Below are 13,087 nucleotides of genomic sequence, written 5' to 3'. Positions count from 1 at the left end.
GCCCCGGAACCGATGGAGCGCGCACCTTATCCGACCCATAAGGAGCACCTCATGCACCAGCTACGCAGGCGCCTGCACGGCACGGTTCTCCGTGCCGTGCTGCTGGCGCTGATCGCCACGTTGGCGATTCCGCTCGGCGCAGTTCCGGCGCGGGCCCATCCGGGCCACGGCGACGAGACCTTCAACGCACTGATCTTCAGCAAGACCGCCGGGTTCCGGCACGACTCGATCCCGACCGGCATCCAGACCATCAAGGACCTGGCGGCCGCGAACAACTTCACCGTCACCGCGACCGAGGACGCGGCGATGTTCAACGACACCGAGCTGGCCAAGTACGAGGTGGTCATCTGGCTGTCGACCACCGGTGACGTGCTCAACGCCGAGCAGCAGGCGGCGTTCGAGCGCTACATCCGCGGTGGCGGTGGTTACGCCGGCGTGCATGCGGCCTCCGACACCGAGTACGACTGGCCCTGGTACGGCAAGCTGGTGGGCAGCTACTTCGACAGCCACCCACCCGGTACGCCGAACGCCGACGTCAAGGTCGAGGACCACGCGCACCCGTCGACCGCCGAGGCGCCGACCACCTGGAACCGCACCGACGAGTGGTACAACTACCGGACCAACCCGCGCGACTCCGTGCACGTGCTCGCCTCGCTCGACGAGAAGACCTACACCGGCGGCAACATGGGCGCCGAGCACCCGATCGCCTGGTGCCAGGACTACGACGGCGGCCGCGCCTGGTACACCGGGATGGGCCACACGATCGCGTCGTACGCCGAACCTGCCTTCCGCGAGCACCTGCTCGGCGGGATCAAGACCGCGGCGGGCGTTCAGCCGGCCGACTGCGGCGCGTCGCTGAGTGAGAGCTACCAGAAGGTCACGCTCGACGACGACACCTCCAACCCGATGGAACTGACCATCGCCAAGGACGGCCGGGTCTTCTACATCGACCGCAACGGTGCCGTGAAGATCGTCAAGACCGACGGCAGCGTCGTCACCGCGGGCACCCTGAACGTCTACACCGGTCAGGAGTTCGGCCTGCTCGGCATCGCGCTCGACCCGGCCTTCGACACCAACGGGTTCCTCTACCTGTACTACTCGCCGGCCGGTACCGAGGCCTTCGACCGGGTTTCCCGGTTCAAGGTGAACGGCGACACGCTCGACCTGGCCAGTGAGAAGCAGGTCATCCGCATCGACACCCAGCGGGCGCAGTGCTGCCACGCGGGTGGCGCGCTGGAGTTCGACAACAACGGCAACCTGTTCATCGCCACCGGTGACAACAGCAACCCGTTCGACTCCGACGGCTACTCGCCGATCGACGAGCGGTCCGGCCGCGCCGCCTGGGACGCCCAGCGCAGCTCCGCCAACAGCAACAACCTGAACGGCAAGGTGCTCCGGATCCACATCGAGCCCGACGGCTCCTACACGGTGCCGGCCGGCAACATGTTCCCGGCCGGGACCGAGAAGACCCGTCCGGAGATCTACGCGATGGGCTTCCGCAACCCGTTCCGGATCGGCATCGACCCGACCACCAATCACCTGTTCGTGGCCGATTACGGTCCCGACGCCGGGCAGGTCTCACCGACGCGCGGCCCGGACGGCCGGGTCGAGTGGGACATCCTGGACAAGCCGGGCTTCTACGGCTGGCCGTACTGCGTCGGCAACAACACGCCGTACAACGACCACGACTTCGCCACCGGGACGTCCGGGGCGACGTTCAACTGCAACGCGCCGGTGAACAACTCGCCGAACAACACCGGTATCACCCAGTTGCCCGCGGCGATCCCGGCCAGCCTGTGGATGGGCAAGTCGACCACCGGCGTACCGGAGATCGGTGGCAGTGGCGCGCCGATGACCAGTGGCGCGTACCAGTTCGACCCCGACAGCGACTCCGACCGCAAGTGGCCGCAGTACTTCGACGGCAAGGCGGTCTTCGCCGACTGGAACGACAGCCGGCTGTTCTCGGTGCAGCTCAACGACGACCGGTCCAAGGTCGCCGACGTGTCCCGGATGCTGGGCAAGCTGAACTTCGTCCGGCCGCACGCGCTGCAGTTCGGCCCGGACGGCGCGCTGTACGTGATCGAGTGGGGCAGCGGGTTCGGTGGCAACAACGCGGACTCGGGTATCTACCGGATCGACTACGTGCAGGGCAACCGGGCGCCGATCGCCCAGTTCAGCACCGACAAGACGTCCGGGCCGGTGCCGTTGACGGTCGCCTTCGACAGCACCGGGTCGCGTGATCCCGACGGGCAGCCGATCACGCTGGCGTGGGACTTCGACGGCAACGGGACGACCGACTCCACCGAGGCCAAGCCGACCCACACCTACACCACGGCCGGGGTCTTCACCGCCCGGCTGACCGTGACCGACAGCGACGGCCGGACGGCGGTCTCGAACCGGACCATCACCGCCGGCAACACCGCTCCGACGATCTCGATCGAGGCTCCGCTGAACGGCGGCTTCTTCGACTTCGGCGACACCATCCGCTACAAGGTGACCGTCACCGATCCCGAGGACGGCACGGTGAACTGCCAGGACGTGGTCACCCAGCCGGCCCTCGGGCACGACGAGCACGCGCACGGGTACGAGCTGTACCACGGCTGCGAGGGGACGTTCCCGCTTCCTGGTGACGAGGGGCACGTCGGCGCGAACATCTTCGGCATCGTGACGGTGAAGTACACCGACAAGGGTGCCCCCGGCACCGGTGCGATCACCACCGAGAAGGTCGTGCAGCTGCAGCCGAAGACCCGCGAGGCGGAGTACTTCAGCGAGACCGGTGGCCCGGGAGCGACGCCCGGCGTCCAGGTCGAGGACACCGGTGACACCGCCGGTGGCGGCAAGAACATCGGGTTCATCGAGGACGGCGACTGGTGGGGCTGGAAGCCGACCAACCTGACCGGGATCGACCGGATCGAGCTGCGGGCCGCCTCGCCCGAAGCCGGTGCGACGGTCCAGGTCCGGCAGGGTTCGCCCACTGACGGCCCGGTCGTCGCCACCATCCAGGTGACGCCAACGGGTGCCTGGCAGACGTACGGCAACTTCTCCGCGCCGGTCAGCGGCGCCTCGCTGACCAGCGGTCCGCTGTACTTCGTCAAGACGACGGGTCAGCTGAACGTCAACTGGGTGAAGTTCATCGGCAAGGGCGTCACCGAGAACCAGCGGCCGGTCGTCACGGCGTCGGCCTCGGTCGTCCAGGGCAAGGCGCCGCTCGAGGTGGACTTCACCTCGTCGGCCACCGACCCCGAGGGTGACGTCCCGTTGTCGTACGCGTGGAGCTTCGGCGACGGCGGAACCGGCACCGGTGCTTCGCCCAGCCACACCTACACGGTGGCCGGGACGCACGTCGCGACGGTCACGGTGACCGACGCCCGCGGGGCGAAGGGCACCGCGAAGATCACGATCAAGGTGGACTCGCCGGCGGCGCCGACGTGTCTGACCGGACGGTCGGACGGCTTCGACGGTACGACGCTCGACACCGGCCGGTGGAGTGCGGTTGTCCGGGGCAACCAGGAGCTGTCGGTTGCTGGTGGCAACTTGGTGCTGCCGTTGACGGCGACCGACATCTACGGCACCGGCAACACCGGTACGCCGAACATCGTGCTGCAGCCGTTGCCTGCCGGTGCTTGGCAGGCGACCGCGAAGCTGACGATGCCGGCCCGGCTCGCTTACCAGCAGGCCGGACTGATCGTGTACGGCGACGACGACAACTACGCCAAGATGGTGCTGCAGGGACGGTCGACCGGTGCTCCGTCGGCGGCGGACCGGATCTTCCAGTTCATCCGTGAGGAGGCCGGTGCGCCGAACGAGGTGGCCGCGTCCAACACGGCGAACCTCGGCGCGGCGTACCCGGACACGGTGTGGGTCCGGTTCACCAGTGACGGCGCGAACCTGAAGTCGTCGTACAGCTCGGACGGCGCGACCTTCACCGAGATGCCGGAGACCAAGCAGCTGGCCGGGATCAGCAATCCCCGGATCGGCATGTTCGGTCTGGCCAACCGGACCGAGGCGCTGCCGCTGGCGGCACAGTTCGACTACTTCAGCATCACGCCGGACGACACGGCCGAGGTCCCCACCCCGGACGACGAGTTCGCCGGTACGACGCTGGACGCGTGCCGGTGGTCCGCGATCGTGCGGCCCGACCCGGCGGCGTACCGGGTGACCGGGGGAGCGGTCGAGATCGACACCAGCAACGGCGACATCTACCAGGGCACGGCCACCAACCCGAAGAACCTGCTGCTGCAGCCGGCTCCCGACGGTGACTGGACGATCGAGACCAAGGTGGACGCCTCGGCCTTCGACGAGCGGTACCAGCAGGCCGGGCTGATGGTGTACGGCGACGACGCGAACTACGTGAAGCTGGACTACCTCGCGACCAACGCTCCGGGCTCCGCGGTGACGCGGGGGATCGAGCTGCGCAGCGAGGTGAACAACGCGATCGTCGAGCCCGCACCAAACGCGCCGGCTCCGACGCAGGGCGTCTGGTACCTGCGGCTGGCCAAGACTGGCTCGACGTTCACCGGGTCGTACAGCGCGGACGGACTGGCCTGGACGGCTCTCCCGGCCGTGACCAACCCGGCGCTGGCGTCGGCGAGCTTCGGGATCTACGCCTTCGGGGCCGACCAGCTGGCCTCGAAGACGGCGAAGTTCGACTACTTCAAGCTCGTCCGGGACACGGTCGCACCGCAGGTCAGCCTGTCGCTGAACCCGTCGGCGCCGTCCGGTCTGAACGGCTGGTGGACCGGCGCGGTCGTCGCCACGGCGATGGCGACCGACAACCAGCCCGGACAGGTGTACCTGGAGCAGAAGATCGGCGACGGGGACTGGTCGGAGTACACCGCTCCGGTCACCTTCTCGACCGACGGGACGCACACCATCCAGGTGCGGGCCAGTGACACCGCGGGCAACGTGTCGGCGCCGGAGTCGGTGACGGTCAAGGTCGACCGGACCGCACCGAAGTCGACGGTGACCGGTATGGCGGCCGGTGGCCAGCTCGGGGTGGCCTCGGTGGTCACGGTCTCGGCCACGGCCGAGGACGCGCTCTCCGGGCTCTCCGGCGTGACGCTGACCGTCGACGGGAAAGCGCTCCCGGCCGGCGGGACCCTGGACGGGGTCGCGCTCGGGCTCGGTGCGCACGAGCTCGCGGCCACAGCCACGGACAAGGCGGGCAACACGTCGGTGACCAAGGTGCCGTTCACCGTGTTCTCGTCGTACGCCGAGGCGCTGAAGCTGGTCGAGCGGTACCGGGTCGCCAAGACGTTGCCGCCAGCAACGGCCACGGTGATGAAGGTGCAGCTGACACTGGCCGAGAAGCACGATCGCCAGGGCCGGGAGGCGGTCGCGGCGGTCGCGCTCGACCTGTTCCTGGCGCAGGCACGCACGGTCCGGGACGTGCCGGCCCGGACCTTGCTGGTAGCTGTCGGGTCGGACCTGAAGCGGAAGCTCTGACCCGATGAACACGTCGCTGTGCGGGATCGCACCCTGTCCGACGCGGAGAGGCGTGCAGGAGCTGTCGAGTGCCAGGTGGTTCGGCCCCACCGGGCGCACGGCAGAGCGGTCCCGCCCGGCGGCGGGGGCTTCACCGCCCCGTCCCCGGCGCCCGGTGCAAGCGCTCCGGCCGCGGCGCCGGGGACACCCTCGACCGACTTCCGGCCGCAGCCCGATCGACTCCGAAGACCCCGGCCGACGCCGACCCCGCCCGACGCTGACCCCGGCCGACGCCGACGCCGCCCGGCTGGCCGCCCCCGGTCCCACCGCTTTCCCTCACCTCAGCTGTACTCGCCCGCCCCAGCCCGGCTTCTTGCACGCCGTACCGAACGACGAAGGAGTAAGACATGGCTCGACCGATCACCCTGTTCACCGGCCAGTGGGCCGACCTGCCGTTCGAGGAGGTGGCTCGGCTGGCGTCGGAATGGGGCTACGACGGGCTCGAGATCGCCTGCTGGGGTGACCACCTCGACGTCCGCAAGGCCGCCGAGGACGACGCGTACGTCCGCAACCGTCTCGACATCCTCGAGAAGCACAACCTGAAGGTCTGGACGATCTCGAACCACCTGCTCGGCCAGGCGGTCTGCGACGACCCGATCGACCAGCGGCACCAGGCGATCCTGCCCGCGCACATCTGGGGCGACGGGGATCCCGAGGGTGTCCGTCAGCGCGCGGCCGAAGAGATGAAGACGACCGCCCGGGCGGCCCGCGCGCTCGGCGTGGACGTGGTCGTCGGCTTCACCGGCTCGGCGATCTGGAAGACCGTCGCGATGTTCCCGCCGGTGCCGCCGGCGATGATCGACGCCGGGTACGCCGACTTCGCCGACCGCTGGAACCCGATCCTCGACGTGTTCGACGAGGTTGGCGTGAAGTTCGCGCACGAGGTGCATCCGTCGGAGATCGCCTACGACTACTGGTCGACCACCCGCACGCTGGAGGCGATCGGGCACCGCGAGGCGTTCGGCCTGAACTGGGACCCGAGCCACTTCGTCTGGCAGGACCTCGACCCGGTCGGTTTCCTGTGGGACTTCAAGGACCGGATCTACCACGTCGACTGCAAGGACGCCAAGCGCCAGGTGGGCAACGGCCGCAACGGCCGGATGGGCTCGCACCTGGCCTGGGGCGACCCGCGGCGGGGCTGGGACTTCGTCTCCACCGGCCACGGCGACGTCCCGTGGGAAGCGTGCTTCCGGATGCTCAACACGATCGGGTACGACGGCCCGATCTCGGTCGAGTGGGAGGACGCCGGCATGGACCGGCTGGTCGGCGCGGCCGAGGCGCTGCAGTTCGTGAAGAAGCTGGCCTTCGACCCGCCCACCGCTTCGTTCGACGCCGCTTTCTCTTCCTGACAAGTCCTCCTGTGGTGCCGGGTCCTGCCCTGACCCGGCACCACAGGTGCTTCAGGGGCGTCCGGGCAACCGGTAGTTGTCGCCGAGGACCTGCCCGCGGTCGGGCTTGTAGAGGTCGAAGCCCTTGGAGTTGCACTGCAGGCCACCGTTGATGCAGTGGCTGACCAGGGCCGCGAGCGTCGGCACGTCCCAGGCGTTGAAGAAGTCGTAGTGCCAGGTGTAACCACGTCCGCTCGCCAGCCGGACGTCGGTGGTGTTCCCGTCGGCGGGGAACGCGATCTTGAACTCCAGCATCGGTACCGGGTTCGGGTGACTGGCCGGGCAGGAACCGTTCACCGGGTACGCCATGTGACTCTTGTGATCCGGTGAGTCGAGATCGCGCCCGTTCCAGCAGCTCGGGGCCTGGTAGCGGATGTTGAGCTGGGTTCCCGCCGGGCAGCTGGCCGGGAAGTCCCAGTTGTGGGCGGAGTCCCCGCACTCCCAGCCCTCGACGGCGCCGGGAGCGGTGCGGAACTCCTCCTGGCTCGCGGTCGGGCTGCCCACGACGTACCGCAGGCCCGGCGGGAACGGCCGGACGGCCCGGTAGTCGAGGATGCCGGACTTGTAGTAGATGGTCTGGTGCCAGGTCTGGATCACCGGCTGGTTGCCGCGGAACATCGTCGGCCACCAGTACGCCGAGAGGTCGTCGGGGTTGAGGCAGGTGGTCGCGTACGCGCCGGCCGCGGTGAGGCTGGTGAGAGTGGTGGCGGCGTTCGTCGTCTTGTTGCCGACGAAGCTGTGCTCGTGGGACGCGCCGGGCAGGTTGGGGAACACGATGGGGTCGTCGTTCGCACGGTGGTTGACCGTGCAGTTCACCTGGAACTCGTGGTGGGTCACCAGGTCGTCGGCCTGCGCGGACGAGCCGGTGACGGCGGTCAGCACAGCGCTCAGGATCAGGGCGGCGGTGCCGCCGGCGAACAGGACTGTTTTCCTCTTGCTGAACACGGATGTCCTCCTGTCGGGGGATTCCGCGGGGCGGTGGGCAGGGACTCGGTACTACGCGGCCCGCGGTCTTGGGATCGCGGGAGAGCGCTCTCTGAAACAGCCTTGATCCGGGCGTCGGCGGTGTCAACCCCCGCCCGGTTCCGGAACCGGGCGAGCGTGAACGAACCGTTGACAACCCGTTCGCCAGGCTCCACGATCAGAGCGCGAGAGAGCGCTCTCTGACTCTCGCGCACCGTTCCCGGCGGGTGTGATGCCGGGGGCCGGTCGCTGTGCTGTCCCGCCCGAACGCACACAGCGAAGGAGCACGCCTCGATGATTCCGCCCACTCCACCCCCTCCGCCGGACCACCGCGCCGGACCGGGCCGTGTCCGGTCCCGGGACCGCGCGGCCGCCGGCCTTCGGCCCCGCGTCCGGCGGCGGGGCCGTTCGTTGCTTGCAGCAACCGTTGCGCTGAGCACGTTGCTCTTGGGCAACCTCGTTCTGCAAGCCGCACCCGCCCAAGCGGCGACCCTGCTGTCCCAAGGCCGACCGGTCACCGCCTCGTCGTCCGAGGGCGCCGGTACGCCGGCCACCGCGGCCGTCGACGGCAACCTCAACACCCGCTGGTCCAGCGTCTTCAGCGACCCGCAGTGGCTCCAGGTCGACCTCGGCTCGGCCGCGACCATCAGCCAGGTCGTCCTGCACTGGGAAGCCGCGTACGCGACGGCGTACCGGGTCGAGGTCTCCGACGACGCCCAGAACTGGCGCCCGCTCCACAGCACGACGACGGGCGACGGCGGCACCGATTCGCTCACCGTCAACGGCACGGGTAGGTACGTCCGCCTCACCGGCACGCAGCGCGTCGGCGGCTACGGCTACTCGCTCTGGGAGTTCGAGGTGCACGGCACGCCCGGCACCGGCGGCCCCCAGCCCGGCAACGGCACCGTCCAGGTCGCCGGCACCCAGGGCAACTGGCAGCTGCTGGTCAACGGAGCGCCGTGGCAGGTGAAGGGACTGACCTGGGGGCCGGCAGCGGCCGACGCCCCGCAGCACTTGCCGCAGCTCAAGTCGATCGGCGTCAACACGCTGCGGACCTGGGGCACGGACGCGAGCTCCAAGCCGCTGTTCGACTCGGCGGCCGCGAACGGCATGCGCGTGATCGCCGGCTACTGGCTCCAGCCTGGTGGTGGGCCCGGCAGCGGCGGCTGTGTCAACTACGTCACCGACACGACGTACAAGCAGACCATGCTCGGCGAGATTCGGCGCTGGACCACCGAGTACAAGGACCACCCCGGCGTGCTGCTGTGGAACGTCGGCAACGAGTCGGTGCTCGGCCTGCAGAACTGCTACTCCGGCGCGGAGCTGGAGCAGCAGCGGATCGAGTACGCGAAGTTCGTCAACGAGGGCGCCAAGGCGATCCACGCCATCGACCCGAACCACCCGGTCACGTCGACCGACGCCTGGACCGGCGCCTGGCCGTACTACAAGCAGTACTCGCCCGATCTGGACCTGCTCGCGGTCAACTCCTACGGCAACGTCTGCCAGGTCAGGCAGGACTGGATCAACGGCGGCTACACCAAGCCGTACATCCTCACCGAAGGCGGACCCGCCGGCGAGTGGGAGGTGCCGAACGACGCGAACGGCGTACCGAACGAGCCGACCGACGTGCAGAAGCGCGACGGCTACCTGCAGGCCTGGAACTGCGTCACCGGCCACACCGGCGTCGCGCTCGGGGCGACGCTGTTCCACTACGGCAACGAGAACGACTTCGGCGCGGTCTGGTTCAACATCGCGCCGGGCGGCGAGAAGCGGCTCTCGTACTACGCGATCCGGCAGGCGTACGGCGGCCCGGCGGGCGGCAACACCCCGCCGGTGATCAGCAACATGACGCTCAGCCGGACCACCGACGTACCGGCCGGGGGCACGATCCAGGTGGATGTCGCCGTCACGGATCCCGATGGGGACGCGTTGACGCACGAGTTCAAGGTCGGCGGCAAGTACATCGACAACAACGGCTCGCTGGTGACCACCCCGTCGTCGGGGACGGGGCCGTTCACGGTGACCGTGCCGCAGCGGCTCGGGGTCTGGAAGCTGTACGACTACGTGCGGGACGGCAAGGGCAACGTCGGGATCGAGACCCGCTCGTTCCGGGTCGTGGCGCCGCCGGTCGCGGGTACGAACGTTGCCCGCGGCAAGCCGGTGACCGCGTCGTCGTACCAGCAGGTCGGCGACGGCGCACCGTACCCGCCGTCGAACGTGACCGACGGCAACAACACCACGCGCTGGGCCAGCGACTGGGCCGATCCGCAGTGGATCCAGGTGGATCTGGGTGCTGTGACGTCGTTCGACCGGATCCAGCTGATCTGGGAGGGCGCGTTCGCCCGGTCGTACCGGATCGAGGCCTCGGACGACGGCTCGAACTGGCGGCCGGTCTACAGCACGGCCGACGGCAACGGTGACGTCGACGACCTCGGGGTGACCGGTTCGGGCCGCTATGTGCGGCTGACCGGCACGCAACGAGGTACCGGCTTCGGCTATTCGCTCTACGAGTTCGGCGTCTACCGACGCTGACATGACCGGGTACGGCGGCCCGGGGGCGGGCCGCCGTACCTGTGGACAACGAGCAGGGGACTTGACGTTGACAGAGATAACATCCGTTGCCATGAAGGACAGTCGGGCACCCACCCTGGAAGACGTCGCCACCGAGGCCGGCGTCTCGCGGGCCACCGTGTCGCGGGTGATCAACGACGTCACCACCGTCGCACCGGCGCTGCGGGCCAAGGTCGACCGCGCGATCAAGAAGACCGGCTACCGGCCGAACAAGGCCGCCCGTGCGCTGGCCGGCAGCCGGACCGGTGCGGTCGCATTGGTGATCTCCGGCTCGGACGGCTGCGCGGAAGAAATCTTCGGCGACCCGTTCTTCGGCCGGATCACCGGCGCCATGGTCAAGCACCTGCGCACGATGGGCATCCACCCGACCCTCGTGCTCGCCGACTCCGAGCAGGCGCGGGTTGAAGCGGTCGACTTCGTCCGCCACGGCAACGCCGACGGTGCACTGTTGGTCTCCACCCATGCCGACGACACCCTGCCCGGCCTGTTCGTGGACGCCGGCCTGCCCGCCGTGCTGTTCGCCCGGCCGGCGCTCCATGCGCCGATCAGCTACGTAGACCTCGCCCATGAGGTCGGCGCGGGCCTCGCCGCCGACCGCCTGGTCGCCCGGGGTTGCCGTCGGGTCGTCACGATCGCCGGACCAACCGACGTCCCCGCTGCCCAGGACCGCCTCACCGGCTTCCGCCAGGCCATGGCCAGGCACGGTCAGCCGTCGGTGTCAGTTGCCTATGGCAACTTCACCCAGGACAGTGGGGAAGTGGCGATGATCGATCTGCTGACCCGGGTCCCGGACCTCGACGGCGTCTTCGCCGCCAACGACCTCATGGCCGCCGGCGCTCTCCGCGCGCTACGCGACGCCGGCCGGGTCGTACCCGCCGATGTGGCGGTCATCGGCTTCGACAACAGCACCCCTGCGAGTACGTCGGTTCCCGCGTTGACCACCATCGCTCAACCGATGGAGGAGATGGCCGCGGAGATGTCCCGCCTCCTGCTGGCGCAGTTCACCAGCCCGACCTGGCGGCCTGAGTGCAAGATCTTCGACCCACACCTGGTCGAACGAGACTCAGCCTGAAGAGGAGAAGAGCAGATGTCCCTTGCTGCTGTCTTTCGGGCTCACGCAGCGCCCCCGGAACGATCTGATCGGTTCGCGATCTACCTCCAGTGAACAGAGTTGCAGCGGATCAGCGCGAAAGGGCGTGTGCTCGGCTTCAAGGTCGCCTGCATGAAGGTCACGCTCCGGGGCCGGGATCTGGCCCTCGGCTGGCTCGGCCGCTCGGGCGTCGTATCTATCGCCAGCCCAGAACACCTCGATTCCCTGCGGACTACTCGAATCTCACCACCACCCGAAGCCACACGGCACCACCACCCCGGGCCGACATCGCAAGGCCGTGGCTCTGCCGCCTGGGCTCATCTGTTGGACCCAGCCCGCCGAAAGCCCGTTGGCCACCACGTTCCGGGTGGGCCATTCGGCGACTTCAACCACATCACGCCACAGGAGCAAAGGTCCGACGACATCCAGGACTCTCTGGCAACACGCCAGCCGACTGGCCGACACTCGTTTCCCGCTGAGCGTCGACTGGTCAGACAGGATCGGTGAACGTGATCGGCTTGCCGGTGGCGCGGGCGTAGGCGATCTCGCTGCGTGTGGACTCCCCGATATACCCGCCGGGGTTGACGACCAGGACGCGATCGGCCAGGTCGATCTTCCGCAGGTGGAGGGCGCCCAACGCGGTCTTCTGCTCGTCGGTGATGGACTCGTGTGCTTCGCGATCCTCGGGCAGGAAGACGCCTGGCGCGAGGACGATGACGCCTGCGAGGGTCAAGTCGCGGTTCGCCGCGCGCATCTCGTCCACGAACCGGGTCGAGCCGCAGATGCAGACAATCTCAGGTCGGTCAGGCACGGCTCAGTCCTTCGGGTCGAGCGTTGTCAGTGCACGCGTTGACGTCACGGGTTGGACCACGAGCGCACCAGTCTATGCAGCCAGTTGGCGACGGCGGCGCTGTCGCGGTACGTGTGCCTGGAGCCGGGCAGTTGCGACGAGGGTTGCGTCCGCGAACTCCAGGCGGGGACGAAACATGCAGGTAGGACCCTAGGCATCCGGATCGCCGTCGCGCAGGGAATGGATCATGCTTCGCAGGATCCGCAACGCGTCTGACCGCTCGGTCTCGGTCAGGCCGGCCAGCATCCTGACCTCGACGGACCGGACCGCGGCGGACGCCTTCTTGAGGCTGGCTCGGCCGCGAGGCGTGAGTCGCGTGGGCAGCACTTTCCCGACGGTTGTCTCGCCGCCGACGGCCACCCCACCGTGTCCGCGCCCATCGACGGCCCCTTCGGCCGGACGTTCACGTTCGCCGACCCCGACGGCTACCAGGTCACCCTGCACGACCGCGCCTGACAGCATCCCGCAGCGTCCCAAGCATCGTGGCCAATAGCCTCGGGTCCAGCTCCCCGGAACCCGGACCCAGCAGGTCCGTCTGGTTGACCTAGCGGGAGTGATGTCAAGAACGCCGGCCGAGGTCCGACGTACCAGTGAAGGCGCCGGTACGGCGCCCCGAGCTGGAGGAGCGACGATGGACCCGTTGAACCTGCTGGTCGCGCGACAGAACGCGGCCGACCAAGTCCGCGAGACGGTCAACGGCGGACCCGGCCGGCGTCGGGCGGCTGGTCGTCGCGGGAGAGC

7 protein-coding genes are annotated in these 13,087 nt (G+C 68.9%); 4 read left to right on the top strand and 3 right to left on the bottom strand.

Annotation, left to right across the window (positions count from 1 at the left end):
- The first annotated feature begins 51 nt into the window (after positions 1–51).
- On the top strand, positions 52–5,445 hold the full coding sequence (locus tag BWI15_RS12620) for a ThuA domain-containing protein (protein WP_077014500.1): 5,394 nt from the start codon (positions 52–54) through the stop codon (positions 5,443–5,445).
- 386 nt (positions 5,446–5,831) lie between these two features.
- On the top strand, positions 5,832–6,833 hold the full coding sequence (locus tag BWI15_RS12615; RefSeq protein ID WP_077014499.1) for a sugar phosphate isomerase/epimerase family protein: 1,002 nt from the start codon (positions 5,832–5,834) through the stop codon (positions 6,831–6,833).
- A gap of 51 nt (positions 6,834–6,884) precedes the next feature.
- Here BWI15_RS12615 and BWI15_RS12610 read toward each other — a convergent pair whose 3' ends face one another.
- The gene (locus tag BWI15_RS12610; protein ID WP_083750717.1) at positions 6,885–7,817 is read right to left on the bottom strand and encodes a DUF1996 domain-containing protein; all 933 of its coding nucleotides are present in this window, start codon (positions 7,815–7,817) and stop codon (positions 6,885–6,887) included.
- A gap of 465 nt (positions 7,818–8,282) precedes the next feature.
- Between BWI15_RS12610 and BWI15_RS12605 the strand changes: the two genes are divergently transcribed.
- Both BWI15_RS12605 and BWI15_RS12600 read left to right on the top strand, forming a co-directional pair.
- Entirely contained in the window at positions 8,283–10,367 is a 2,085-nt protein-coding gene (locus BWI15_RS12605) for a discoidin domain-containing protein (protein ID WP_237771244.1), read from the top strand.
- A 61-nt stretch (positions 10,368–10,428) separates the two neighbouring features.
- Entirely contained in the window at positions 10,429–11,478 is a 1,050-nt protein-coding gene (locus BWI15_RS12600; RefSeq protein WP_237771243.1) for a LacI family DNA-binding transcriptional regulator, read from the top strand.
- A gap of 508 nt (positions 11,479–11,986) precedes the next feature.
- On the opposite strand, the gene BWI15_RS12595 is transcribed toward BWI15_RS12600, so the two are convergent.
- Together BWI15_RS12595 and BWI15_RS12590 are read right to left on the bottom strand one after the other, a co-directional pair.
- Positions 11,987–12,307 carry a hypothetical protein gene (locus BWI15_RS12595; protein WP_077014496.1) on the bottom strand — a complete coding sequence of 107 codons (321 nt, stop codon included), beginning with the start codon at positions 12,305–12,307 and terminating at the stop codon, positions 11,987–11,989.
- 189 nt (positions 12,308–12,496) lie between these two features.
- Positions 12,497–12,673: a hypothetical protein gene (locus BWI15_RS12590; RefSeq protein ID WP_237771242.1), complete on the bottom strand. Its 177-nt coding sequence runs from the start codon at positions 12,671–12,673 to the stop codon at positions 12,497–12,499.
- Positions 12,674–13,087 lie beyond the last annotated feature (414 nt).

The organism is Kribbella sp. ALI-6-A (assembly GCF_001984195.1).
Taxonomy (GTDB): Bacteria; Actinomycetota; Actinomycetes; order Propionibacteriales; family Kribbellaceae; genus Kribbella.
Note: the sequence above shows the minus strand (reverse complement) of the source record. Positions and strands in the feature narration are given on the sequence as shown.

Excerpts from the sequence above, each read along its gene's own strand:
- BWI15_RS12620 (WP_077014500.1), top strand. The coding sequence starts at position 52 with ATGCACCAGCTACGCAGGCGCCTGCACGGCACGGTTCTCCGTGCCGTG.
- BWI15_RS12615 (WP_077014499.1), top strand. The coding sequence starts at position 5,832 with ATGGCTCGACCGATCACCCTGTTCACCGGCCAGTGGGCCGACCTGCCG.